General features: G+C 73.0%; 20 protein-coding genes. 5 read left to right on the top strand and 15 right to left on the bottom strand.

Annotation, left to right across the window (positions count from 1 at the left end):
• Positions 1–52 precede the first annotated feature (52 nt).
• Positions 53–1,462 carry a type I glutamate--ammonia ligase gene (glnA, locus tag ACFYQQ_RS04855; protein ID WP_356167351.1) on the bottom strand — a complete coding sequence of 470 codons (1,410 nt, stop codon included), beginning with the start codon at positions 1,460–1,462 and terminating at the stop codon, positions 53–55.
• Between the two features lie 209 nt (positions 1,463–1,671).
• On the opposite strand from glnA, the gene ACFYQQ_RS04850 reads away from it, so the two are divergent.
• Complete coding sequence (locus ACFYQQ_RS04850) at positions 1,672–2,139, top strand: RDD family protein (protein WP_355795219.1); 468 nt, start codon at positions 1,672–1,674, stop codon at positions 2,137–2,139.
• 112 nt (positions 2,140–2,251) lie between these two features.
• On the opposite strand, the gene ACFYQQ_RS04845 is transcribed toward ACFYQQ_RS04850, so the two are convergent.
• The 4 genes from ACFYQQ_RS04845 to lipB all read right to left on the bottom strand — a co-directional run bounded on the left by ACFYQQ_RS04845 (position 2,252) and on the right by lipB (position 5,361).
• The gene (locus ACFYQQ_RS04845) at positions 2,252–2,950 is read right to left on the bottom strand and encodes a DUF4191 domain-containing protein (RefSeq protein ID WP_355790737.1); all 699 of its coding nucleotides are present in this window, start codon (positions 2,948–2,950) and stop codon (positions 2,252–2,254) included.
• Positions 2,951–2,999: 49 nt separating this feature from the next.
• Positions 3,000–3,203: a hypothetical protein gene (locus ACFYQQ_RS04840; protein ID WP_121403422.1), complete on the bottom strand. Its 204-nt coding sequence runs from the start codon at positions 3,201–3,203 to the stop codon at positions 3,000–3,002.
• Between the two features lie 274 nt (positions 3,204–3,477).
• Positions 3,478–4,443: a lipoyl synthase gene (gene lipA / locus ACFYQQ_RS04835; RefSeq protein ID WP_355790733.1), complete on the bottom strand. Its 966-nt coding sequence runs from the start codon at positions 4,441–4,443 to the stop codon at positions 3,478–3,480.
• 120 nt (positions 4,444–4,563) lie between these two features.
• A complete protein-coding gene (lipB, locus tag ACFYQQ_RS04830) occupies positions 4,564–5,361 on the bottom strand; it encodes a lipoyl(octanoyl) transferase LipB (protein WP_355790731.1) in 798 nt (265 codons plus the stop codon).
• Between the two features lie 330 nt (positions 5,362–5,691).
• Here lipB and ACFYQQ_RS04825 point away from each other — a divergent pair, with 330 nt between their 5' ends.
• Positions 5,692–7,131: a regulator gene (locus tag ACFYQQ_RS04825; protein ID WP_356167343.1), complete on the top strand. Its 1,440-nt coding sequence runs from the start codon at positions 5,692–5,694 to the stop codon at positions 7,129–7,131.
• 7 nt (positions 7,132–7,138) lie between these two features.
• On the opposite strand, the gene ACFYQQ_RS04820 is transcribed toward ACFYQQ_RS04825, so the two are convergent.
• A complete protein-coding gene (locus ACFYQQ_RS04820) occupies positions 7,139–8,542 on the bottom strand; it encodes an NAD(P)/FAD-dependent oxidoreductase (protein ID WP_388903980.1) in 1,404 nt (467 codons plus the stop codon).
• Between the two features lie 218 nt (positions 8,543–8,760).
• Complete coding sequence (locus ACFYQQ_RS04815; protein WP_355793583.1) at positions 8,761–9,675, bottom strand: TIGR01777 family oxidoreductase; 915 nt, start codon at positions 9,673–9,675, stop codon at positions 8,761–8,763.
• Positions 9,676–9,746: 71 nt separating this feature from the next.
• On the opposite strand from ACFYQQ_RS04815, the gene ACFYQQ_RS04810 reads away from it, so the two are divergent.
• On the top strand, positions 9,747–10,235 hold the full coding sequence (locus ACFYQQ_RS04810) for a GNAT family N-acetyltransferase (RefSeq protein ID WP_355793581.1): 489 nt from the start codon (positions 9,747–9,749) through the stop codon (positions 10,233–10,235).
• A 49-nt stretch (positions 10,236–10,284) separates the two neighbouring features.
• Here ACFYQQ_RS04810 and ACFYQQ_RS04805 read toward each other — a convergent pair whose 3' ends face one another.
• Positions 10,285–11,469, bottom strand: a complete 1,185-nt coding sequence (locus ACFYQQ_RS04805) for a MarP family serine protease (RefSeq protein WP_356244577.1) — start codon at positions 11,467–11,469, stop codon at positions 10,285–10,287.
• A gap of 733 nt (positions 11,470–12,202) precedes the next feature.
• Between ACFYQQ_RS04805 and ACFYQQ_RS04800 the strand changes: the two genes are divergently transcribed.
• Complete coding sequence (locus tag ACFYQQ_RS04800; protein WP_355790356.1) at positions 12,203–12,934, top strand: peptidoglycan recognition protein; 732 nt, start codon at positions 12,203–12,205, stop codon at positions 12,932–12,934.
• A 91-nt stretch (positions 12,935–13,025) separates the two neighbouring features.
• Positions 13,026–13,397, top strand: coding sequence for a hypothetical protein (locus ACFYQQ_RS04795; RefSeq protein WP_355790364.1), 372 nt, complete (start codon positions 13,026–13,028; stop codon positions 13,395–13,397).
• 82 nt (positions 13,398–13,479) lie between these two features.
• Here ACFYQQ_RS04795 and ACFYQQ_RS04790 read toward each other — a convergent pair whose 3' ends face one another.
• From ACFYQQ_RS04790 to ACFYQQ_RS04760, 7 genes are all read right to left on the bottom strand, one after another.
• Entirely contained in the window at positions 13,480–13,998 is a 519-nt protein-coding gene (locus ACFYQQ_RS04790) for a DUF4240 domain-containing protein (RefSeq protein WP_355790361.1), read from the bottom strand.
• Between the two features lie 190 nt (positions 13,999–14,188).
• Positions 14,189–15,160 carry a WYL domain-containing protein gene (locus tag ACFYQQ_RS04785; protein WP_355790359.1) on the bottom strand — a complete coding sequence of 324 codons (972 nt, stop codon included), beginning with the start codon at positions 15,158–15,160 and terminating at the stop codon, positions 14,189–14,191.
• 83 nt (positions 15,161–15,243) lie between these two features.
• Entirely contained in the window at positions 15,244–17,946 is a 2,703-nt protein-coding gene (gene aceE / locus ACFYQQ_RS04780; protein WP_356167326.1) for a pyruvate dehydrogenase (acetyl-transferring), homodimeric type, read from the bottom strand.
• Between the two features lie 268 nt (positions 17,947–18,214).
• Entirely contained in the window at positions 18,215–18,838 is a 624-nt protein-coding gene (locus ACFYQQ_RS04775; protein ID WP_356167323.1) for a GntR family transcriptional regulator, read from the bottom strand.
• 237 nt (positions 18,839–19,075) lie between these two features.
• A complete protein-coding gene (sucB, locus tag ACFYQQ_RS04770; protein WP_388903459.1) occupies positions 19,076–20,914 on the bottom strand; it encodes a 2-oxoglutarate dehydrogenase, E2 component, dihydrolipoamide succinyltransferase in 1,839 nt (612 codons plus the stop codon).
• 88 nt (positions 20,915–21,002) lie between these two features.
• Positions 21,003–22,391, bottom strand: coding sequence for a dihydrolipoyl dehydrogenase (gene lpdA / locus ACFYQQ_RS04765; RefSeq protein ID WP_355789508.1), 1,389 nt, complete (start codon positions 22,389–22,391; stop codon positions 21,003–21,005).
• A gap of 295 nt (positions 22,392–22,686) precedes the next feature.
• A complete protein-coding gene (locus tag ACFYQQ_RS04760; protein ID WP_356167318.1) occupies positions 22,687–24,222 on the bottom strand; it encodes a leucyl aminopeptidase in 1,536 nt (511 codons plus the stop codon).
• Positions 24,223–24,477: the final 255 nt, after the last annotated feature.

Here is a 24,477-nt window from a genome sequence, read left to right as displayed (position 1 = left end):
GCCGCCGACCCGTGAGGGCGGCGACGGGGCTCGGGCCGGGAGCCGTGACGGTTTACACGTCGAAGTACAGCTCGAACTCGTGCGGGTGCGGGCGCAGCTGGAGCGGCGCGATCTCGTTCGTGCGCTTGTAGTCGATCCACGTCTCGATCAGGTCCGACGTGAAGACGTCGCCCTGGAGGAGGAACTCGTGGTCGCGCTCGAGGGCGTCGAGGACGGCCGGGAGCGAGGTCGGGACCTGCGCCACGTTCGCGTGCTCCTCGGGAGCCAGCTCGTAGAGGTCCTTGTCGATCGGCTCGGCCGGCTCGATCTTGTTCTTGATGCCGTCGAGACCGGCGAGCAGCAGCGCCGAGAAGGCGAGGTACGGGTTGCCGGAGGAGTCCGGGGCACGGAACTCGACGCGCTTGGCCTTCGGGTTCGAGCCGGTGATCGGGATACGCATCGCCGCGGAGCGGTTGCGCTGCGAGTAGACCATGTTGACCGGCGCCTCGAAGCCCGGGACCAGACGGTGGTACGAGTTCACCGTCGGGTTGGTGAAGGCGAGCAGCGACGGGGCGTGCTTGAGGATGCCGCCGATGTAGAAGCGGGCGGTGTCCGAGAGGCCCGCGTAGCCGGCCTCGTCGTAGAACAGCGGGTCGCCGTTGGCCCACAGCGACTGGTGGACGTGCATGCCCGAGCCGTTGTCGCCGAAGATCGGCTTCGGCATGAAGGTCGCGGTCTTGCCGTTGCGCCAGGCGACGTTCTTAACGATGTACTTGAAGAGCTGGAGGTCGTCGGCCGCGGCGAGCAGCGTGTTGAACTTGTAGTTGATCTCCGCCTGGCCGGCGGTGCCGACCTCGTGGTGCTGGCGCTCGACCTGGAGGCCCGAGGCCTCCAGCTCCAGGGAGATCTCGGCGCGCAGGTCGGCGAAGTGGTCGACCGGCGGGGCCGGGAAGTAGCCGCCCTTGTAGCGGACCTTGTAACCGCGGTTGTCCTCGATGGCGCCGGTGTTCCAGGCGCCCGCCTCGGAGTCGATGTGGTAGAAGGACTCGTTCTCGGCGGTCTTGAAGCGCACGCTGTCGAAGACGTAGAACTCGGCCTCGGGGCCGAAGTACGCGGTGTCGGCGATGCCGGTCGAGGCGAGGTAGGCCTCGGCCTTCTTGGCCACGTTGCGCGGGTCACGGGAGTACTGCTCGCCCGTGATCGGGTCGTGGATGAAGAAGTTGATGTTGACCGTCTTGTCGCGGCGGAAGGGGTCGACGCGCGCGGTGGACAGGTCGGCGCGGAGCGCCATGTCGGACTCGTGGATGGCCTGGAAGCCGCGGATCGAGGAGCCGTCGAAGGCCAGCTCCTCGGCCGGGTCGAAGGCCTGGGCCGGGATCGTGAAGTGCTGCATCACACCCGGAAGGTCGCAGAAGCGGACGTCGACGAACTTGACGTCCTCGTCCGCGATGAACTTCTTGGCCTCGTCGGCGTTCTGGAACATCCAGCTCCTCCTACTCCCGCCCACTAGGACCGGGGTGGTAGTTCGTTCGTGCGGCCAGTGCGGTGGCACACGCTGGACCCGACCATAGGGACGGGGGATTTCTCAAGCGTGACCCATTTGTTTCGCGCAAGTTAACCGGCCGGGTTCGACAGCAGCCTACGACTACCCCGGCCGGTGGGGCACATACCCGGGCGCAGTACCGTGGACGGGTGGACAACAGGCAAGCAATCGGATCGTGGCTGTCCGGCCCCCGCGAGGCCATGGAAGAAGCCGGTGCCGACTTCGGATACCGGGGGGAGCAGCTCGGTCTGCCGCAGGACGGGCCGGGTTCGATCGCCCGCCCGGGCCGCCGTCTGGGCGCCCTGGCGGTGGACTGGGGCCTGTGCCTGTTGATCGCATACGGGCTGCTCACCGAGGGCTACGACCAGGCCACGGGGAACTGGGCGCTGCTCGTCTTCTTCGTCCTGGGCGTCCTGACCGTCGGCACGGTCGGCTTCACGCCGGGCAAGCGCCTGTTCGGACTGCGTGTCGTCCCCGAGGGCGGCGGCCGGCTGAACCCGCTGCGCGCCCTGCTGCGGACGGCGCTGCTGTGCGTGGCCGTGCCGGCCCTGATCTGGGACCGCGACGGCCGGGGTCTGCACGACCGCCTGGCCCGCACGGTCGAGGTCCGCATCTGACGGCGCCGGGACCCGCGCCGGCCGACGGCGCGGGCGGGCCCCGGCAGCCCCCGCGACGAGAAGAGGGCGCCCGGAGTGATCCGGGCGCCCTCTTGCGTACGTGGGAGGGGTGTCAGCGGGTCTTGCCGCCGCGGGGCATCCGCATGCCCTTGGGCATCGGCCCCTTCGGCAGCGGCATGTTGCTCATCAGGTCGCCCATCGCGCGCAGCCGGTCGTTGGTCGTCGTGACCTGCGGGCCGGTGAGCACGCGCGGCAGCTTCAGCATGGTCGTGCGGAGCCTCTTCAGCTCCACCTGGCCCTCGCCGGTGCCCACGAGCACGTCGTGCACGGGGACGTCCGAGACGATCCGCGCCATCTTCCGCTTCTCGGCGGCCAGCAGGCTCTTCACCCGGTTCGGGTTGCCCTCGGCCACCAGCACGATGCCGGCCTTGCCGACGGCCCGGTGCACCACGTCCTGGCTGCGGTTCATCGCCACCGCCGGGGTCGTCGTCCAGCCCCTGCCGATGTTGTCCAGCACGGCCGCCGCTGCGCCCGGCTGTCCTTCCATCTGCCCGAAGGCGGCACGCTCGGCCCGGCGTCCGAAGACGATCGCCGACGCGAGGAAGGCGAGCAGGAGGCCGAGAATGCCGAGATAGACCGGGTGGCCGATCAAGAAGCCGATCGCGAGAAAGACACCGAGGGTGCCGATTCCGACAGCCGCGAGTACAAGACCGATCTTGGAGTCGGCCTTGCGGGTCATCTTGTAGGTCAGGGCGATCTGCTTGAGTCGCCCGGGGTTCGCAGCGTCCGCTGCGGTTTCCTTCCTCGCCATGCCACGAGTCTACGTGGCCCGGGAAGCGCCGACGACGGCGGTGCCGCCGCTACGACAGGCGGGGCCCGACGGCCTCCTCGAGGACGCGCTGAGCCTCGACCCGGTCCTTGGCACGGCGGCGGTCCTCCAGCACGGAGGTCCAGGCGTTGCGGCGGGCCGTGCGCTGTCCGCTGCTCATGAGCAGCGACTCGACGGCACGCAGTGCATCGGTGAACGAAGGAATGGCGGTGGCGCGTACGGGCGCGGCCTGCATGATGGAGGTCCCCCCTCGGGACGGCTCTTGCGGAGGCGATACGGTGCGTGGAACCAGGGTCACTGAATGGTGTTACCAGGGCGTGACCGACCGGTCAAACGCCCGTGAAGCCTGGAGGCGGAGGGGCCGAACGCCGACGCGGCCCTGACGGACGCCCTCATCTGCGAGGACGGTCAGAACCGCGTCGAACTGGCCATTTCCGGGCGTCGGCCGCTTGTGCGCGGATTCACACACTTGGCTGGCACCCCGTGCCACCGCCCCGGTCGTACGTGTGTCAGACCGCCTGCGAGGCGATGTAGGCGCCGCGCTTCTCGACGGCCATCTGGTACAGCCGGCCGGCGCGGTACGAGGAGCGGACGAGCGGTCCCGACATGACGCCGGAGAAGCCGATCTGCTCGGCCTCGTCCTTCAGCTCGACGAACTCGTGCGGCTTGACCCAGCGCTCCACGGGGTGGTGGCGCACGGAGGGCCGCAGGTACTGCGTGATGGTGATCAGCTCGCAGCCGGCCTCGTGCAGCTGCCGGAGCGCCTCGCTGACCTCCTCGCGCGTCTCGCCCATGCCGAGGATGAGGTTCGACTTGGTGACCAGGCCGTAGTCGCGGGCCTCGGTGATGACCTTCAGCGAGCGCTCGTAGCGGAAGCCGGGGCGGATGCGCTTGAAGATGCGGGGGACCGTCTCGACGTTGTGCGCGAAGACCTCGGGGCGCGAGGAGAAGACCTCGGCCAGCTGGTCGGGCTCCGCGTTGAAGTCGGGGGCGAGCAGCTCGACCTTGGTGCGGCCCGACTCGCGGCCGGCGGTCTGCGCGTGGATCTGGCGGACCGTCTCGGCGTACAGCCAGGCGCCGCCGTCCTCCAGGTCGTCGCGGGCGACGCCGGTGATCGTCGCGTAGTTCAGGTCCATCGTGACGACGGACTCGCCGACCCGGCGGGGCTCGTCGCGGTCCAGCGCCTCGGGCTTGCCGGTGTCGATCTGGCAGAAGTCGCAGCGCCGGGTGCACTGGTCACCGCCGATGAGGAACGTGGCCTCGCGGTCCTCCCAGCACTCGTAGATGTTGGGACAGCCCGCCTCCTGGCAGACCGTGTGCAGGCCCTCGCTCTTCACGAGCTTCTGCAGCGCGTTGTACTCGGGACCCATTTTCGCCCGGGTCTTGATCCACTCGGGCTTGCGCTCGATGGGGGTCTGGCTGTTCCGGACCTCCAGGCGCAGCATCTTGCGTCCGTCGGGTGCGACTGCGGACACGTCCGGCTCCCTACAACTTCGATTCGTCGGCGTACACCAGGGTACGCCCGTGCTGTTTTCGGCCCTGCGTATGGGCAACCTTCGGGTCCGAGGGTGCATTCCCGGGCCCGGGGCGACGGATCAGGCCGAGGCCCGCTCCACCTCGCGCGGCTTGAGCTCCGCGTTCTCCAGGACGTCCCGCAGGTGCTTCTCGGCCACCGGCAGGACGTCGGCGATGGTGAGGTCGCGCCCCAGCTCGTACGCGAGGGAGGTGACGCCCGCGTCCCGGATGCCGCACGGGATGATCTTGTCGAAGGACGAGGTGTCCGGGTTCACGTTCAGGGCGAAGCCGTGCATGGTGACGCCCTTGGCGACCCGGATGCCCACGGCGCAGATCTTGCGGTCCTCGCGCCGCTGGCCCGCGTTGGAGGGCGCGTACTCCGGGCCGTCCAGGCGGGGGTCGAACTCGTCGTCCGTCAGCCGCGGGTCGAAGTCGAGCGACAGGCCGCCCGGGGCAGGCCGCTGCTCCACCGGGTCGCCGAGGACCCAGACGCCGGCCCGGCCCTCGACCCGGCTGGTCTCCACGCCGAACTCGGCGCAGACCCGGATCATCGCCTCCTCCAGCCGGCGCAGGTGCGCCACGACGTCCACCGGGCGCGGCAGCTTCTGGATCGGGTAGCCCACGAGCTGGCCCGGACCGTGCCAGGTGATCTTGCCGCCGCGGTCCACGTCGACGACCGGGGTCCCGTCGAGGGGGCGCTCGCTGTCTGCCGTGCGCCGGCCCGCCGTGTAGACGGGCGGGTGCTCCAGCAGCAGGCAGGTGTCGGGGACCTCGTCCAGGAACCGGGCGGCGTGCACGCGACGCTGCTCGTCCCAGGCCTCCTGGTACTCGACGGCCTCCGCACCGAATCCCATCCGGACGAACCGCAACTCACTCACGGCAAGCGCCTCCCTAGAAGCTCCCACGGGCACGAACTGGCGGCGCGCGGGCCAACGGGCACCGGACCCCCGGGCCGCGCCCCGGGGACGCGCCCGCGTGACACGCGGGGCGAGGCCCGTAAGGCACGAAGCACGCCTACGCCACTGTACGTCCGGCCGGCGGTCGTCAGCCCCGGGGCCAATCCTCACACGATCGGATGAATGAACGTCGAAGTGTGCGATGGCGTGCTTACAGACCGCTACATTCACGCCGTTCACGAGGCCATAAGGGCTGCTCACAGGCAATCCGGGCACTTGACGTGCCCGGAAGGCAGGAGACCGCACCGCACCATGACGGAACGACCCGCGCAGCGCACCCCCAACCGACAGCTCGCCGCGCTCATCGCAGAAGCGGGGTTCTCCAACGCAGGTCTCGCCCGTCGCGTGGACCAGCTAGGCCTCGAACACGGCCTCGACCTCAGATACGACAAGACGTCCGTGACCCGATGGCTGCGCGGACAGCAGCCCCGGGGCACCACACCCGCCCTCATCGCCGAGGTCTTCACCCGCCGCCTCGGCCGGCGGCTCACCGCCCAGGACCTCGGACTCGACGCGTGCGCGCCCGTCTACGCGGGCCTCGAATTCGCCGCGAGCCCCGAGGAGGCCGTCGACATCGTCAGCGGCCTGTGGCGCAAGGACTCCGGCAGCCACGCCGAACTGCGCAAGATCGCCTTCACCCCGGCCGGACTGGTCGTCCCCAGCCGGGACTGGCTCATCGGACGTGCCGACGACCGGGTCGGCCGCGGCGAACCGGCCGCCCTCCGCGTGCCCGTGCAGGGCCGCCCCGCGGTGCCGCGCCAGCGCGGGACCGCCGAGCGCGGACCCGGCCAGCGGGTCACCGGCGGCGACATCGCGGCCCTGCGCTCGGTCGGCGAGTTGTTCCGGTCGCTCGATCACGCGTACGGCGGCGGCCACGCCCGCCAGGCCCTCGTGCGCTACCTGGAGCACGAGGCCGAGCCGATGCTGCGCGGCAGCTACGGCGAGCAGACCGGCCGCCGCCTCTTCGCGGCCGCCGCCGACCTCACCCGCCTCGCCGGCTGGACCTCGTACGACATCGCCGCGCACGGGCTCGCCCAGCGGTACTTCGTGCAGGCGCTGCGTCTCGCCCAGGCGGCCGGCGACCGGGCCTACGGGTCGTACGTGCTGGTGACGATGAGCCGGCAGGCGGTCTACCTCGGCCACGGACGCGAGGCAGTCCAGCTCGCGCGGGTGGCGCAGCAGGGCGTCGGCTCCTCCGCCCCGCCCGTCATGCAGGCCATGCTGCACTCCGTCGAGGCGCGCGCGCACGGCGTCCTGGGCGAGGTGCGGGCCTGCACCGCCTCCCTGGTGCGCGCCGAGCGGGCCCTGGAGGCGGCCCGGCCCGCCGACGAGGTCCCGCACTGGGCGCGCTTCTTCGACGAGGCGCAGCTCGCCGACGAGTTCGGGCACTGCCACCGCGACCTCCAGCAGTACCGGGCCGCGGCCCAGCACGCCGAGCGCTCCCTGCAACTGAGGGCGCCCGTGTACGCCCGCAGCCGGCTGTTCTGCCGCGTCGTGCTGGCCACCGCCCGCCTCGCGCTCGGCGAACTCGACCAGGCCTGCCAACTGGGGGCTGAGGCGGCCGGACAGGCGGCGGAGATGCGGTCGGTGCGGGCGGTCGAGTACGTACGCGACTTCGAACGCCGGCTCGAACCGTACCGGGACGCCGCTCCCGTCCGGGGGTACCGGGACCGGGTGTCCGCCCTGGGATGAGCCGCGCTCAGGCCGCCGTCCGCAACGGCTTCTCCAGGGGAGCCGGCCGCACGCCCAGGTCGGTGAGCAGCGCCCGGGCGGCCCGGCGGCCCGAGCGCAGCGCGCCCTGGACGGTGCTGGTGCCGCGGTGGTCGCCGCACACGTACAGGCCGGCCAGCAGGCGCACCGGACGGCGCAGGTCGTGCGGCGGGGGCATCGCGGGGACCGCCTCGGGGTCGTGGTGGACGCCGAGGAGCTCCCACCGGCGGGTCGACGTGCCGTAGAGGCGGGCCAGTTGGGCGCGGACCGCGGTGTCCAGGTCGGCGGCGGACGGCGGGGTGCCCAGCACCGTCGAGGTGATGAGGGCGCGGCCGGCCGGTGCCCGGGTCGGGTCGACCTGGCTGATCACCGCGGTGTGGGCGACCGGGCCGCTCCGGTCGGCGTCCAGGAGCAGCGCCGGTTCGCCGAGCGGGGGCTCGTCGGCCGTGTGGTGGACGACGGTGACGGGGTGGAAGGCGGGGACCCGCAGCCCCGGCAGGAGTCCGGCCGCGGCGCGCGCCCCGGTGGCCAGCAGCAGGGAGCGGCAGCGCAGTTCGCCGTGGTCCCGGGTGGTCACGGACGTCGTGGAGACCGCGGTGACGTGCACGCCGGTGCGGACGGTACCGGGCGGGAGCGTGGCGGCGAGGAGTTCGGGCAGGGCGTCGGCGCCGCCCTCGGGTACGCACAGCCGCCCGGTCGCGAACGCGTGCAGCGCGAGGTCCGCGCAGCGGCTGGAGGTGGTGAGCGCGGGATCGCACAACAGGGCGGCGAGCAGGGGCCGCAGGAACCCGTCGACGGTGCGGGGTGGGAAGCCCCGGGCCGACAGGGCGCGCCCGGCCGGGAGTTCGGGGCGGCTCAGCAGGGTCTCCGGCGGGGTGACGGCCAGCCGCGCCAGGGCGGCCCCGAGCCGGGCCTGGTCGACGGGCCGGCCCAGCGGTCCCACGGGGCGCGCCGAGGTGCCCGGCGGGCCGCCCGGACGGACGGCCGCGCCCGCGGGTCGGGGGAGCCGGGGGGCGCTCGCCAGGGCGCGTACGACGGTGAGTGCGCCCCTCGCGCTCCGGGGGTTGAGGGGAGCGTACGCCCGGTGGTGCCGGCCCTCGCTGTGGAGCAGGACGCCCGGTGAGAACGACCGCAGGGCCAGGGCGTCCAGGCCTGGGGTGCGGCGCAGTTCGGGATACGAGGTGGACAGCAGCCGGCCCAGCCGGTCCAGGCGGAAGCCGTCCACCTTGTCCGTCGCCATGCGGCCGCCCACATGCGGGGCGGCTTCCAGGACCGCCGTGGTGAGGCCCGCCCTGGTGAGGTGGTGGGCCGCCGCGAGTCCCGCGGCCCCGGCCCCCACGATCACGACGTCCACGTCCTGCGAGATGTGCGCTTCGCGTGCCGGCTCTAGCACGTGCTCCTCCTGGAGGTCGCGCGGCTGTGGGGACGTCATGCCCCCGACAGGGGCCCGGAATACCCGAGTTCCGGTCGAGATTAGATCCGCCGTCCCGCCAGGCAAGGCGTACACGGCCCTCGCACGGTGGCACGGGGGAGCACGGGGAACCAGACCCCGGGGCGTATGACTCGGGGTCAGGAGCCGGTGGCGGCACGGGGGCCGCGGGGCGACGCCCGTCAGCGCAGCGCGGAGCGCAGGGCCGCGTCGATCGACGGGAAGGCGAACGCGAACCCGGAGTCCAGCAGCCGGGACGGCAGGACGCGCTGGCTGCCCAGGACGTCCCCCGACATCCCGCCGAGCGCGGTCCGCAGCACCGGCGCCGGCACCGCGAAGAGCGTGGGCCGCCGCAGCACCCGCCCCATCGCCTCCGTCACCTCGGCGTTGGTGAGCGGCTCGGGCGCCGTGAGGTTGACCGGTCCGGACAGCGACTCCGTGTCGAGGAGATGGCGCAGCGCGGCCACCTCGTCGTGCAGCGAGATGTAGCTCCAGTACTGGCGCCCGTCGCCCATCCGTCCCCCGAGGCCGGCCTTGAAGAGCGGGAACAGCTTCGCCCAGGCCCCGCCCTCGCGCGCCACCACCAGCCCGGTGCGGGCGAACACGGTGCGGACGCCCGCCTCCCGCGCGGCGCCCGCCGCCTCCTCCCACTCCACGCACACCGACGGCAGGAAACCGTCCCCGGGCGGCGCGGTCTCGTCCACCGCGCGGTCGCCCGTGTCGCCGTAGAAGCCGATCGCGCTGCCGTTGAGGAAGACGCGCGGCGGGGTGTCCAGCGAGGCAACCGCCTCCGCGAGCGCGGCCGTCCCGAGCACCCGGCTGTCGCGGATCTGCCGCCGGTAGTCCTCCGTCCAGCGCCGTGAGGCGATCCCGGCGCCCGCGAGGTTCACCACGGCGGCGCAGCCGGCGAGCCCGGCCGCGTCGACCCGCTGGGCCGCGGGGTCCCACCGCACCTCGTCCTTGGAACGGGGCGCCCGGCGCACGATCCGGACCACCTCGTGGCCGTCCGCGGACAGGGAGCGCGCCAGTGCCGAGCCGATCAGGCCGGACGCACCGGAGATCGCGATGCGGGAGCCGGGAGCAAGCGGTGAGTTCATGGATCCATCCTGCCGGGTGCCCCCGGAAAACACCGGCCGCGCCGCCGGACCCCCGTCGTACAGTGATCGACATGCCCGTTCCGCACATACGCCACGCCACCCTCGACGACGAGGAGACGCTCGGCCGGCTCGACCGCGTCACCTGGTCCCCGGTGCACGCCGTCCAGCCCCGCCCCCAGCCGCCGTACGAGCCGTTCTACAGCGAGCGGTTCGGCCCGCGGGACCACCTCGTCGCCGAACTCGGCGGACAGGTCGTCGGCTACATCCGGCTGGGGTTCCCGACCCCGCTCGCCTGCAATTCCCACGTCCGGCAGATCCAGGGGCTCGTCGTCGCCGAGGAGGCGCGCGGAGCCGGCGTCGGGCGGGCGCTGCTGCGGGCCGCGCAGGACGAGGCCCGGCGCCAGGGGGCGCGGCGCATCACGCTGCGCGTCCTCGGCCACAACACCCCGGCGCGCAGGCTGTACGAGTCCGAGGGGTTCGCGGTCGAGGGCGTCCTGCCGGAGGAGTTCCTTCTCGAAGGCGGGTACGTGGACGACGTCATGATGGGGCGCCGGCTCTGAACTCCGCTTACACGAAGGGGAGTTCGCCAGGCCGGCATGGAGCGGACGGTCAGGAGGTGACCAGGTCGCCCGTGTCCACCGGCACCGTCGCCCGCGCCGCGCGTCCGGCGTCGCCCGCGATCTCGTCCACCGTCAGGACGTAGCCGGTCCGGCTGTCCGAGGTCGAGCGGGCGAAGACGACACCGAAGACCTTCCCGTCCGTGGTCAGCAGGGGGCCGCCCGAGTTGCCGGGGCGGACCGTGGAGCGGATCGAGTAGATCTCGCGGGTCACCGTGTCCGTGTTGTAGATGTTCTGACCGGTCGCGTCGATACGGTTCGCGACGGTCGCCGCCTGGAGGTCGAGACCGCCGTCCTGCGGATAGCCCGCGACGACCGCCGAGTCGCCCCGCTCCGCGGCGTCGTCGAAGCGCAGCACGGGCGCGTCGAGATCCGGCACGTACAGGACGGCGACGTCCTTCTCGGGGTCGAACAGCACCACCCTCGCCTCGTACGCGCGTCCCACGCCGCCGACCCGGACGGTGGGCCGGTCGATGCCGGCCACCACATGGGCGTTGGTGATCACGTGCCGCGCGGCGTACACGAAGCCGCTGCCCTCGCGGCCCTGGCTGCCGGAGGCGCCCTCGACCTTCACGGTGCTGCGGCGGGCCGCGTCCGTCGCGGCCGCCGTGACGCTGTCGCCGGAGGGCTCGGGCACACCGGCCGCCGGCTCGTTCTCGAAGGGGTTGAAGACCTGCGGGAAACCGGCCTCCGTCAGGGCCGAGGTGGCCCGCGAGAACCAGGTCGGGGTGGCGTCCGGCATCGCGTCCTGCACGGCGCCCAGCAGCGCGGAGTCGCGTATCGACTGGGTGACCACGGTGGACGACGAGGCGCCCAGGACGCTCGCGGCGACCCACGCCACCAGCAGCACCGCCACGGTGTTCGCGGCGGCTCCGCCGACGCCGTCCGCCACCCGCAGCGGGCCGCCCCGCAGCTCGCGGCGCAGCTTCAGCGCCAGCCGTCCCGCCAGCTCGTGGCCCACCACGGCGGGCATCAGCACCGTCAGGACGGCGGTCACCGTGGCCGCCGGGGTCCCCGGCGTGACCAGGTCCATGACCCACGGCAGCAGCCACACGCCGATGACGGCACCGCCCACGAAACCGGCCAGCGAGACGCAGCCGGCGACCAGGCCACGCCGGTAGCCGGACGCCGCGTAGGCCAGGATCACCAGCGACAGCAGCAAGTCGAGCAGGTCCACGGAGCCGCCTTCCTCTCGGGCCCAGTAGTACGCACGGGGCGGGCCCTGTGATCAGGCACGCGCGCGTGCGGCGCGGGAACCGGCACACGTGCGTGGACCTGTAAAAACGTCCCGGACCGGGACGATGGTTCCACCGGGTGGCACAGCACACATCGCGGATGGACCGGACCCGGGTGAGGGTGGGGACATGCGTGTCTTCCCCAGAGCGCGGGGGACACGAATACCCGGCGGCGCGCTCCGACGGACCGCGCGTCACGCGCGGGCCGACGGGACGCGGCAGCCACGGGCGGCGCGCCTGCGGGCCGCGGTACGCCGCCTCGGCCTTCCCCGCGCCGAAACCCCGCCCACGGCCCCGCCGCGCCCGCCGCGGCCGGACCCGTCCCCGACACGCCCCGCCCCGGCCGAGCCCACGTCCGCGCCGCCACCGCCTCCTGGAGCCGGTCAAGCGGGAACCTCGCCCGGGCCGCCACCGATCCCTGGAGCCGGCCAGGCCGAGCGCTCGCCCGGGCCGCCCCCGCCCCCGGGGACCGGCCGGACCGGGTCCACGCCCGGGTCGCCATCGCCCCCGCCCCCGGGGACCGGCCAGGCCGGGTCCAGGTCTGAGTCACCCCCGTCCCCCGGGGAGAGCCCGTCGCGCCCCGAGGAGGCTGCTGGGGCTCCTGCGGGCGGTGAGCGCCGTCCGTGGTCCGCCGGGCGTCCCTTCGACCTGTCCCGGCTTCCGGCGCCCGCACGGGTGGCGCTGCTCTTCCTGCCGGGGATCGCCGTCGTCCTGGCGCTGGTGCTCGGCACCGTGGGACTCGGCGGCGGGGGAGACGAGGCCGACCGGCCCGTCGCGGGCCGGGCCGCCGTGGAGCACAAGGCCCCGCGCCCGCCCATCGTGCCGCGCTCGCGCTGGTTCGACCCCCGCGCGCCCCACCAGCCGCCCCCGCGCTACGACGACCGCATCGCCGCCGTCTTCGTGCACCACACCGACTCGCCGAACGGGTACGACTGCGCCGACACGCCCCGCATCATCCGCTACCTGTACGCCGGCCAGACAGGGGCCCGGCAGTGGGACGACATCGGCTACAACTTCCTGGTCGACCGCTGCGGCACGATCTACGAGGGCCGCGCGGGCGGCGTCGACCGGCCCGTCACCGGCGCCCACACCCAGGGCTTCAACCACCGCACCGTCGGCATCGCCGCCATCGGCACCTTCACCGCGGGCACGCCGGTGCCGAAGGCGATGACCGACGCGATCGCCGCCGTCGCCGCCTGGAAGCTCGGCCTCGGGAACGTCGACCCGCGCACCAGGGTGCGGCTCGTGTCCAGCAACGACCTCAGCCGCTTCGAGGCCGGTGCCACCGCCTCCCTGCCCGCGCTGGCCGGCCACAACGCGGGGTTCATGACCAGCTGCCCGGGGGCGGCGCTGACCGCACGGCTCCCGGCCATTCGGGAGCTGGCCGCCCGCCTCCAGGGCCGGTGAGGTCCACACCGGCCGCACAGGCGGCCCAGGGCGGACGCAGAGCCGCGCTTCCTACGCTGCGGGCACGGCGAGGCGGAACGGAGGCGGGACGATGAACAGCGGGCGTGCGTACGGGACGGGACGCTGGACCGGGGCCCTGCGCGGCCCTTGGACGGTCGTGTGCGCGGCGGTGACGGTCGTGGTGGGCCCGGCGACGGCCACGGCCTCCGCCCTGGACCGCGCGAACGCGGCACCCCCGCTGCAAGCCCCGGACCGCGCGAACGCGGCACCCCCGCTGCAAGCCCCGGACCGCGCCGAGGTCGCGGCCCCGCTGCAAGCCCTTGAGCGCGCCGAGTCGGCGCCCCGCCCGCACGCCCCCGACCGCGCGAACGCGGCGCCCCGGCTGCACGCCTCCGACCGCCCGGACGCAGCGCTCCCGCAGAACGCCCCGGACCGCTCCGAGGCGGCTCCCCGGAGCGTGTGAGGCGCTGCGTCCCGACCGGGCGGGTCGTCCGGGCGCCCCGCGCACGCACGCGGGGACCGGCCCGGTTCCGGCACCCCCGGTGTCAGTCCTTGAACCGCTCCCACAGGCGGGGGTACCGCTCGGCGAGCAGGCTCTCGTTCTCGAAGTCGACCGGCGTGCCCTCCGGCTCGGCGGGCGCGGGCGGAATCCCCAGGTCGGGGGCGACGACCCCGGTGAGCTGCTCGTACGCCTCGTCCGCCGCGTACCCCAGCTCCTCGCCGTCGCCGTCCACCTCCTCGTCGAAGTCCCCGAGGAGGTCGGCGAGCGAGTCCGGGTCGTGCACCGCGCCCTCGAAGACCTCGCGGCCCTGGCCGATCAGCCAGCACCGGAAGAAGTCGAAGGCGTCGTCGCTCGCCCCGTCGAGCAGCATCCAGGCGGCGCCCCACAGGTCCCAGCGGTAGGCGCGGTTGTAGCGGGACTCGAAGTGCCGGGCGAAATCGAGGACCGACTCGGGGTCCAGCCGCAGCAGCCGCTCGACGAGCAGGTCCGCCTGCTCCTCGGGGTCGCCCTCGGCGGCCTCGCGGGTCGCGTCCACCAGCTCCCAGAACTCCGTCTCGTCCATCACGGGTCAAGCATCGGGCCTGGACGGGAGGGACGCACGCGGAGTGCCGCAGATTGTTATGCGCGCACATGCCCGCGGTAAGACCGCCGGGTACCTGGGCCTTTGACACCCGGCGGGCCCGCCCGGCACCGGCGGGCACGCAGGGCGGGACCCGGCACGGAGGCGGCACCCGCCGCCGAGCGGCGGCCGGTCAGCGGTAGAGCGCCGCCAGCCGCACCGCGTCCGCCGAGAACCGCTCCCGCAGGGAGGCGGGCGCCAGCACCTCGGCTTCCGGCCCCAGCGTCAGGAGTTGCGCGTGCGCGACCTCCTCGGACTCCACCGCGAGGGCGACGGTCACCCACCCCTGGCCGTCGGGCTCGCCGGCCGCTCCCAGCGCCCGTCTCGCCGCCTCCGCATCGACCACGTACGGCAGCCGCCGCGCCCCGGTCGCCGACAGCCGTACGACGACCTCCGCCCGCAGGATGGACCCCGCGAACTGCGCGGCCCGCTCCGCCCAGAAGCCGGGCAGGTCGAAGCCCTCGTCCCGGACGAAGCGCTCCTCGCCCGGCTCGGCCGCCGTGAACCGGTCGATCCGGTAGACCCGGAAGGACCCCGACGCCGGCTCCCGCGCGCACAGGTACCAGACACCCGCCTTCAGCACGAGCCCGTACGGCTCCAGGGCCCGCTCGACCTCGTCCTCGCCGCGCCGGTAGCGCGCGGCGATCCGCCGGTCGTCCCACACCGCGTCCGCGACGGCGGGCAGCAGCTCCGGGGTCTCGGGCTCGCTGAACCAGGCGGGCGCGTCCAGATGGAAACGCTGCCCCGCCGTCCGCGAGGCGTCCCGCAGCGAGGGCAGCAGCGCCGCGGACACCTTGAGGCGCGCCGCCGAGGCGACGTCGTCGAGGCCCATCTCCCGGAGCGCCCCCGGCACCCCGGACAGGAACAGCGCCTCCGCCTCGCTGCGCGCCAGCCCCGTCAGCCGGGTCCGGTACCCGCCGATCAGGCGGTAGCCGCCGGCCCGCCCCCGGTCCGCGTACACCGGGACACCGGCCTCGGACAGCGCCTGCGCGTCGCGCGTGACGGTCCGCTCGGACACCTCCAGCTCCCGCGCCAGCTCCGCGGCGGTCATCGACGGCCGGGACTGGAGCAGCAGCACCATCTTGATCAGGCGGGCAGCGCGCATGCGTTCATGATGCCGGGCCCCGCCGACAGCGAAGGGGCACGGCGACCGCCGTACCCCTCCACCGCGAATCGAGCCCCTCGGCCCTACAGCCCGTAGCGCTCCCGGGCCTCCTTGACCGCCGAGGCCTTGACCTCGCCGCGGCGGGCGAGCTGGGCCAGGGCGGCGACGACGATCGACTCGGCGTCGACACCGAAGTGGCGGCGGGCCGCCTCACGGGTGTCGGACAGACCGAAGCCGTCGGCGCCGAGGGAGGACCAGTCCTGCTCGACCCACTGCGCGATCTGGTCCGGGACCTGGCGCATGTAGTCGCTGACGGCCAGCACCGGGCCCTCGGCGCCGTTCAGCGCCTGGCGGACGTAGGGCACCCGCTCCTCGCCGCGCAGCAGGGCCGCGTCGGCCTCCAGCGCGTCGCGCCGCAGCTCGGTCCAGGAGGTCGCGGACCACACGTCGGCGGCCACGCCCCACTCCTCGGCGAGCAGCTTCTGGGCCTTCAGAGCCCAGTGGATCGCCGTACCGGAACCGAGGAGCTGGATGCGCACCGCGTTGGCGGCGGGCGCGAGGCCGGCCGACTCGGCGGTGTTGAAGCGGTAGAGCCCCTTGACGATGCCCTCGTCGATGCCGAGGCCCGACGGCTTCGCGGGCTGCGGCAGCGGCTCGTTGTAGACCGTCAGGTAGTAGAAGACGTTCTGGTCCTCGCCCGGGGCCGCCTCGCCGTACATCCGGCGCAGACCGTCCTTGACGATCACCGCGACCTCGTACGCGAACGCCGGGTCGTACGTCAGCGCCGCCGGGTTGGTCGCCGCGATGACCGGGGAGTGGCCGTCCGCGTGCTGGAGGCCCTCACCGGTGAGCGTGGTGCGGCCGGCCGTGGCGCCGACCAGGAAGCCCCGGCCGAGCTGGTCGCCGAGCTGCCACATCTGGTCGGCCGTGCGCTGCCAGCCGAACATCGAGTAGAAGATGTAGAAGGGGATCATCGCTTCGCCGTGCGTGGAGTACGCGGTCGACGCGGCGATGAAGTCCGCCATGGAGCCGGCCTCGGTGATCCCCTCGTTGAGGATCTGGCCGTTCGTCGCCTCCTTGTAGTACATCAGCTGGTCGCGGTCGACCGGCTCGTACGTCTGCCCCTTCGGCGAGTAGATGCCGAGCGAGGGGAAGAGGGACTCCATGCCGAAGGTGCGGGCCTCGTCGGGCACGATCGGCACCCAGCGCTTCCCGGTCTCCTTGTCGCGCACGAGGTCCTTGATCAGGCGGACGAACGCCATGGTCGTCGCCACGTTCTGCGAGCCGGAGCCCTTGTCGAAGGACGTGAACGCCTTGTCGGCGGGGGCCGGCAGCGGCGCGAGCGCGTGCGTGCGGCGGGCCGGGGCCGGACCGCCGAGCGCCGCGCGGCGCTCCTGGAGGTAGCGGACCTCGGGGGAGTCGGCGCCGGGGTGGCCGTAGGGCACCACACCGTCGACGAACCGGCTGTCGGAGATGGGCAGCTCCAGCAGGTCGCGCATCTGCTTGAACTCGTCCGTGGACAGCTTCTTCATCTGGTGGTTGGCGTTCTTCGACGCGAACCCGGGACCGAGCGTGTGGCCCTTGACCGTCTGGGCCAGGATCACGGTCGGCGCGCCCTTGTGGGACAGGGCCGCCCGGTACGCGGCGTAGACCTTGCGCGCCTCGTGACCGCCGCGCGAGAGGTGGAAGCACTCCAGGATCTTGTCGTCGGACAGCAGCTTGGCCATCTCGACGAGCGCCGGGTCGGCGCCGAAGAAGTCCTGGCGGATGTAGGCGGCGTCGCGCGTCTGGTACGTCTGCACCTGCGCGTCGGGCACCTGGCGCAGGCGGCGTACGAGGGCGCCCGTGGTGTCGAGCCGGAACAGCTCGTCCCAGGCGTTGCCCCACAGCGACTTCACGACGTTCCAGCCGGCGCCGCGGAACTGGGCCTCCAGCTCCTGCACGATCTTGAAGTTGGCGCGGACCGGGCCGTCGAGGCGCTGCAGGTTGCAGTTGATGACGAAGGTCAGGTTGTCCAGGCCCTCGCGGCTGGCGAGTGCGAGTGCCGCCGTCGACTCGGGCTCGTCCATCTCGCCGTCGCCGAGGAACGCCCAGACGTGGGACTGCGAGACGTCCTTGATGCCGCGGTTGGTCAGGTAGCGGTTGAAGCGCGCCTGGTAGATCGCGGAGAGCGGGCCGAGACCCATGGAGACGGTGGGGAACTCCCACAGCCAGGGCAGGCGCCGCGGGTGCGGGTACGACGGCAGGCCGTCGCCGGCGGACTCCTGGCGGAAGCGGTCGAGGTGGTGCTCGGTCAGCCGCCCGTCGAGGAAGGCGCGGGCGTAGATGCCGGGAGAGGCGTGGCCCTGGATGTAGAGCTGGTCGCCGGACCCGTCACCCTCCTTGCCCTTGAAGAAGTGGTTGAAGCCGGTCTCGTAGAGCCAGGCGGCGGAGGCGAAGGTCGCGATGTGGCCGCCGACGCCGTGTTTCGCGCCGCGCGTCACCATGGCGGCCGCGTTCCAGCGGTTCCACGCGGTGATGCGGCGCTCCATCTCCTCGTCGCCGTCCACGGTGGGCTCGGCGGAGGTGGGGATGGTGTTGACGTAGTCGGTCTCGAGGAGCTTGGGCAGCGCGAGGCCGTTGCCCTCGGCGCGCTCCAGGGTGCGGCGCATCAGGTACGCGGCACGGTGCGGCCCGGCCGCCTGGGTGACGGCGTCCAGGGAGGCCTGCCATTCGGCGGTCTCCTCGGGGTCGCGGTCCGGGAGCTGGTCGAGCTCGCTCGGCTGGATTGCGGTGGGGTCGGTCATTACGCCGCCTTCCTCAGTCGAAGGGGGTTCCCTCATCGGCAAGGGTTCGGGGGTGCCCTAGGTCTTTGGCAGGACAGGGCGTGGGGCCTCGGTGGAAGCCCGTCGGTGACTGTAACTCCCTGATCGATGATCGATCAAAGGGTTGCGGGAGAAAACCTCTTCGAATCGACAAAGTCGGCACCCGGTGCCTTCAGCGCAGGCACCGGGTGCCTTGAAATCGAAGGTTCCCGCAGGTCGGAGCACGTCTGAGCGAGGGGACGCACATCCGTCACGGGCGCGGCGCGCAGCCCAGTACGTGCGCCTTGACGAGGTCCGCGATCAGCGGGTCACGGCGGCGGAAGGCGTCCACGAGGGCCTCGTGCTCCTCGGCGTAGGACTGCTGGACGGTGCCGAGCCAGCGGATCGACAGCGCCGTGAACACCTCGATGCCGAGGCCCTCCCAGGTGTGCAGCAGCACGGAGTTGCCCGCGGCGCGCACCAGCTCACGGTGGAACCCCACGGTGTGCCGCACCTGGCCGGTCCCGTCGGCGTTGCGGTCGGCCTCGTACAGGGCCGCGACGTGCGGCTCCAGGGCCGAGCAGTCCTCCGCCAGCCGCGCGGCCGCCAGCTCCGCCGCGATGGCCTCCAGACCCGCCCGCACCGGGTAGCTCTCCTCCAGGTCGGCGGCGGTCAGGTTGCGCACCCGTACGCCCTTGTTCGGCGCCGACTCGATCAGCCGCAGCGACTCCAGCTCGCGCAGCGCCTCGCGGACCGGCGTCTGGCTGACCTCCAGCTCGGTGGCGATCCGCCGCTCGACGATCCGCTCGCCCGGCTTCCAGCGACCGCTCACGATCCCCTCCACGATGTGCTCGCGGATCTGTTCGCGCAGCGAGTGGACGACGGGCGCGGTCATGAGAGCTCCTTTGGAACGCGCGGGCCCCGAGGGCGTTGACGTCTAGACAATAAGGCCGTGCCGCTGCGGGGGAGAGGCGCACGGGGGCGCTTTCGCGCAGGTGAGACGAGACTTACACGCGGTGACCGGCGGTCCGCCCCGCGCGCGTTGGGCGCGGTCCCGGGACCACGGGGCGGCAGCACACGGCGCCCCCGCCCGGAGAGCTCCGGACGGGGGCGCCGTACAAGCGGATGCGGACTACAGGCCGAGCTCGACCTCGAACTCGCCCGCCTCCAGGATGGCCTTGACCGCGGTCAGGTAGCGGGCGGCGTCGGCGCCGTCCACCAGACGGTGGTCGTAGGAGAGCGTCAGGTACGTCATGTCGCGGATGCCGATGACGGTGCCCTCGGCGGTCTCGATGACGGCCGGGCGCTTGACGGTGGCGCCGATGCCCAGGATGGCGACCTGGTTCGGCGGCACGATGATCGTGTCGAAGAGCGCGCCGCGCGAGCCGGTGTTGCTGATGGTGAAGGTCGCGCCGGACAGCTCGTCCGGGGTGATCTTGTTCGCCCGGACCTTGCCCGCCAGCTCGGCGGTGGCCTTGGCGATACCGGCGATGTTGAGGTCGCCCGCGTGCTTGATGACCGGGGTCATCAGGCCCTTCTCGGAGTCCACCGCGATACCGATGCTCTCGGTGTCGAAGTAGGTGATGGTGCCCTCGTCCACGTTGATCCGGGCGTTGACGGCCGGGTGGGCCTTCAGCGCCTGGGCCGCGGCCTTGACGAAGAACGGCATCGGGGACAGCTTGACGCCCTCGCGGGCGGCGAAGGAGTCCTTGGCCTGGTTGCGCAGGCGCATCAGGCGGGTGACGTCGACCTCGACGACCGAGGACAGCTGGGCCTGCTCGTGCAGGGCCTTGACCATGTTGTCGCCGATGACCTTGCGGATGCGGGGCATCTTCACGGTCTGGCCGCGCAGCGGGGAGGCCTCCAGCGCGGGAGCCTTCCGGCCGGCGGGGGCGGCGGCCGCGGCCGGAGCCGGGGCGGCGGCCTTCGCGGCCTCGGCGGCGGCGATGACGTCCTGCTTGCGGATGCGGCCGCCGACGCCGGTGCCCTTGACGGAGGACAGGTCGACGCTGTTCTCGGCGGCGAGCTTGCGCACCAGCGGGGTCACGTACGCGCCCTCGTCACCGGAGGTCGCGGCGGGTGCCGGGGCCGGGGTGACGGGAGCCGGGGCCGGGGCGGGAGCCGCCGGCGCCGGGTCGGGCGCGGGGGTGGTCTGCTGCTGCGGCGCGGGGGCCGACGGCGCCTGCGGGGCGGCCGGGGCCGGCGCGGGCGCGGCGGGGGCGGCCTGGGCCGGAGCCGGAGCCGGAGCCGCGGCGGCGGGCGCCGGGGCCGGGGTGGGCTCGGCGGCCGGGGCCGCGGGGGCCTCGGCGGGGGCCGCGGCCGGGGTGGCGCCGGGCGCGCCGATGACGGCGAGCTTGGCGCCGACCTCGGCGGTCTCGTCCTCGCCGACCACGATCTCCAGGAGCACGCCGGAGGCGGGCGAGGGGATCTCGGTGTCGACCTTGTCGGTGGAGACCTCGAGGAGGGGCTCGTCCTCGGAGACCTCCTCGCCGACCTCCTTCAGCCAGCGGGTGACGGTGCCCTCGGTGACCGACTCGCCCAGCGCGGGCAGGACCACGTCGGTGCCCTCGGCGCCGGCACCGCCGGTGGCGGCCTCGGCGGTCGGGGCGGGCGCCGGGGCGGCCTGCTCGGTGGACGGGGTGGCCTGCGGGGCCGGCTCGGGGGCGGCCTCGGGCTCGGGGGCGGCCTCGGGCTCGGGCTCGGCGGCCGGAGCGGCGGCGGCGGGCGCGCCCGTGCCGTCGTCGATGACGGCCAGCTCGGCGCCGACCTCGACCGTCTCGTCCTCGGCGACCTTGATGGAGGCGAGCACACCGGCGGCGGGCGAGGGGATCTCGGTGTCGACCTTGTCGGTCGACACCTCCAGCAGCGGCTCGTCGGCCTCGACGCGCTCGCCCTCGGCCTTCAGCCAGCGGGTGACGGTGCCCTCGGTGACGCTCTCGCCGAGCGCCGGAAGGGTTACGGAAACCGGCATGGTTTCTGTTGCTCCTTACGAATGTGCGGAAGTCTGTGGTCGTCGCGCCCGGGTGCGACGCAGTGACGGATCGGCCTGGGTCGGCTGATCAGTCGTGGGAGTGCAGCGGCTTGCCCGCGAGGGCCAGGTGGGCCTCGCCGAGCGCCTCGCTCTGCGTCGGGTGGGCGTGGATCAGCTGGGCGACCTCGGCGGGCAGCGCTTCCCAGTTGTAGATCAGCTGGGCTTCGCCGACCTGCTCGCCCATACGGTCGCCGACCATGTGGACGCCGACCACGGCACCGTCCTTGACCTGGACGAGCTTGATCTCGCCCGCGGTCTTGAGGATCTTGCTCTTGCCGTTGCCGGCGAGGTTGTACTTCAGGGCGACGACCTTGTCCGCACCGTAGATCTCCTTGGCCTTGGCCTCGGTGATGCCCACGGAGGCGACCTCGGGGTGGCAGTACGTCACCCGCGGCACGCCGTCGTAGTCGATCGGAACGGTCTTCAGACCGGCCAGACGCTCCGCCACCAGGATGCCCTCGGCGAAGCCGACGTGCGCGAGCTGGAGCGTCGGGACCAGGTCGCCGACGGCGGAGATGGTCGGCACGTTCGTGCGCATGTACTCGTCGACCAGGACGTAGCCGCGGTCCATCGCGACGCCCTGCTCCTCGTAGCCGAGGCCCTGCGAGACCGGGCCGCGTCCGACGGCGACGAGGAGGATCTCGGCCTCGAACTCCTTGCCGTCGGCCAGGGTGACCTTGACGCCGTTCTGGGTGTACTCGGCCTTCGAGAAGAAGGTGCCCAGGTTGAACTTGATGCCGCGCTTGCGGAACGCGCGCTCGAGAAGCTTGGAGGAGTTCTCGTCCTCGACCGGGACGAGGTGCTTGAGGCCCTCGATGACCGTCACGTCGGCGCCGAAGGACTTCCACGCCGAGGCGAACTCGACGCCGATGACGCCGCCGCCCAGCACGATCGCCGACTGCGGGACGCGGTCCAGCACCAGCGCGTGGTCCGAGGAGATGATGCGGTTGCCGTCGATCTCCAGGCCCGGCAGCGACTTCGGCACGGAGCCGGTCGCGAGCAGCACGTGGCGGCCCTGGACGCGCTGGCCGTTGACGTCGACGGAGGTGGGGGAGGAAAGACGCCCCTCGCCCTCGATGTACGTCACCTTGCGGGAGGCGACGAGACCCTGCAGACCCTTGTAGAGGCCCGAGATCACGTCGTCCTTGTACTTGTGGACGGCCGCCATGTCGATGCCCTCGAAGGTGGCCTTCACACCGAACTGCTCGCTCTCGCGGGCCTGGTCGGCGATCTCACCGGCGTGCAGCAGAGCCTTGGTGGGGATGCATCCGTTGTGCAGGCAGGTGCCGCCGACCTTGCCCTTCTCGATCAGGGCGACGTCCAGGCCCAGCTGCGCCCCGCGCAGGGCCGCGGCGTAACCGCCGCTACCGCCGCCGAGGATCACTAGGTCGAAAACGGTGCTGGCGTCGTTCGCCACGTCACGTCCTCCATGCATGTGCGCCGTACGCCGGTCTCCAGTGACCGGGCGGCGGCTGGTGTCCGGCCGCTCTTGGTCGGCCCTGTGGTGGGGGCCCTGTCCTGCCGAGAACCCATCTTCGCACTTGTCGGACGGAGGCGGGACGCCGGGCCGGGGTGTGGGACGTCTGTTCCATCACGTGCGGGGGGTGGGACTGCGCACGAATGTGCGGATTTCGTCGAGGGCGCGATCACCCTACGCCCGGACGGACGACCACGCCCCGGGCCGCACGGCCCGGGGCGCGGTCGTACGGGCCTCAGCCCAGGTCGCCCGCCGCCGTCAGCTCGGCGAGGCGGACCAGCGTGCGGACCGCGGAGCCGGTGCCGCCCTTGGGGGTGTAGCCGAAGGGGCCCTGCTCGTTGAAGGCGGGGCCGGCGATGTCCAGGTGCGCCCAGGTGATGCCCTCGCCCACGAACTCCTGGAGGAACAGGCCGGCCACCAGGCCGCCGCCCATGCGCTCGCCCATGTTGGCGATGTCGGCGGTGGGGGAGTCCATGCCCTTGCGCAGGTGGGCGGGGAGCGGCATCGGCCAGGAGTCCTCGCCGACCTCCTCCGCGGCCTCGACGATCGCGGTGCGGAACGCGTCGTCGTTGGCCATCACGCCGAACGTGCGGTTGCCGAGGGCCAGCACCATGGCGCCGGTCAGGGTCGCCACGTCGACGATCGCGTCGGGCTTCTCCTCAGAGGCCTTCCACAGGGCGTCGGCGAGGACCAGGCGGCCCTCGGCGTCCGTGTTGAGGACCTCGACGGTCTTGCCGCTGTACATGCGCAGCACGTCGCCGGGACGGGTCGCGGAGCCCGAGGGCATGTTCTCGGCGAGCGCCAGCCAGCCGGTGACGTTCACCTCCAGGCCGAGGCGCGCGGCGGCGACGACGGCGGCGAAGACCGCCGCGGCACCGCTCATGTCGCACTTCATCGTCTCGTTGTGGCCGGCCGGCTTCAGGGAGATGCCGCCCGAGTCGTACGTGATGCCCTTGCCGACCAGGGCGAGGTGCTTCTTCGCCTTGGAGCTGGTGTACGAGAGCTTGACCAGGCGGGGAGCGGCGGCGGAACCGGCGCCGACGCCGAGGATGCCGCCGTAGCCGCCCTTGGCCAGGGCCTTCTCGTCGAGCACCTGCACCTTGATGCCGTGCTCCTTGGCCGCGGCCTGCGCGACGGCCGCGAAGGCCTCCGGGGTCAGGTCGTTCGGCGGGGTGTTGATCAGGTCGCGGGCGCGGTTGAGCTCCTCCGTGACGGCGACGGCGCGCTCGACGGCGGCCTTGTACGCCTTGTCACGGGGCTTGGCGCCGAGCAGCACGATCTCGGCCAGCGGCGCCTTGCCGTTGCCCGCGGCCTTGCCGCCCTTGGCGGAGCCGTTCTCCTTGTAGGCGTCGAAGGAGTACGCGCCGAGGAGCGCGCCCTCGCCGACGGCGCCGGCGTCGGCCGGGTCGGCCAGCGGCAGCGCGAAGGCGGCCTTCTTGCTGCCGGCCAGCGCGCGGGCGGCGGCACCGGCGGCGCGGCGCAGGGACTCGGCGGTGTGGGCCTCGTCCTTCTCCGGCAGGGCGCCCAGGCCGACCGCGACCACCACGGGGGCCTTGAAGCCGGACGGCGCGGGCAGCTTCGTCACCTCGCCCTCGGCACCCGAGGCGCCGAGGGTCTGCAGGACGTCGGCGAGCCTGCCGTCGTACGCCTTGTCCACGGCCTCGGCGCCCGGGGCGACGACCGGGCCCTGGGCGCCCTTCGCGACACCGACCACGATGGCGTCGGCGCGGAGGCCGGACGCCGCGGAGGTGCTGAGAGTGAGAGCAGTCACGGTGGTGAAATCTCGCTTCCGTTGAAATGTGGACGGTCGAGCGGGGGTGGGTCGACCGGGCCTGTGCAACAGACCCTAGATCGGTGGGGGGCGGCCGCTCGGACCGGGCCCGGTGGTACCGGGGTCGAGCCTACGCGCGGGCCGGGCGTTCGCTCATTTCTGCGGGCGTTCACTCCTCGGTGGCGTCGTGGCCGCTTGCCGCCCCCGATGCTGGTGACCTGGGACACACTCGTCGGGTTCCGGCGAGTGGCCGAC

Origin of the sequence: Streptomyces sp. NPDC005496 (assembly GCF_042872045.1) — a bacterium.
In the GTDB taxonomy this organism is placed as follows: Bacteria; Actinomycetota; Actinomycetes; order Streptomycetales; family Streptomycetaceae; genus Streptomyces.
This window is presented reverse-complemented; position numbering and strand designations above follow the sequence as displayed.

What these genes read in the sequence shown, in the direction of transcription:
- glnA (WP_356167351.1), bottom strand. Translation starts at nt 1,462, where the DNA reads ATGTTCCAGAACGCCGACGAGGCCAAGAAGTTCATCGCGGACGAGGAC.
- ACFYQQ_RS04845 (WP_355790737.1), bottom strand. Translation starts at nt 2,950, where the DNA reads ATGGCGAGGAAGGAAACCGCAGCGGACGCTGCGAACCCCGGGCGACTC.
- ACFYQQ_RS04840 (WP_121403422.1), bottom strand. Translation starts at nt 3,203, where the DNA reads ATGCAGGCCGCGCCCGTACGCGCCACCGCCATTCCTTCGTTCACCGAT.
- ACFYQQ_RS04825 (WP_356167343.1), top strand. Translation starts at nt 5,692, where the DNA reads ATGACGGAACGACCCGCGCAGCGCACCCCCAACCGACAGCTCGCCGCG.
- ACFYQQ_RS04815 (WP_355793583.1), bottom strand. Translation starts at nt 9,675, where the DNA reads ATGAACTCACCGCTTGCTCCCGGCTCCCGCATCGCGATCTCCGGTGCG.
- ACFYQQ_RS04810 (WP_355793581.1), top strand. Translation starts at nt 9,747, where the DNA reads ATGCCCGTTCCGCACATACGCCACGCCACCCTCGACGACGAGGAGACG.
- ACFYQQ_RS04795 (WP_355790364.1), top strand. Translation starts at nt 13,026, where the DNA reads ATGAACAGCGGGCGTGCGTACGGGACGGGACGCTGGACCGGGGCCCTG.
- ACFYQQ_RS04790 (WP_355790361.1), bottom strand. Translation starts at nt 13,998, where the DNA reads ATGGACGAGACGGAGTTCTGGGAGCTGGTGGACGCGACCCGCGAGGCC.
- ACFYQQ_RS04785 (WP_355790359.1), bottom strand. Translation starts at nt 15,160, where the DNA reads ATGCGCGCTGCCCGCCTGATCAAGATGGTGCTGCTGCTCCAGTCCCGG.
- aceE (WP_356167326.1), bottom strand. Translation starts at nt 17,946, where the DNA reads ATGACCGACCCCACCGCAATCCAGCCGAGCGAGCTCGACCAGCTCCCG.
- ACFYQQ_RS04775 (WP_356167323.1), bottom strand. Translation starts at nt 18,838, where the DNA reads ATGACCGCGCCCGTCGTCCACTCGCTGCGCGAACAGATCCGCGAGCAC.
- sucB (WP_388903459.1), bottom strand. Translation starts at nt 20,914, where the DNA reads ATGCCGGTTTCCGTAACCCTTCCGGCGCTCGGCGAGAGCGTCACCGAG.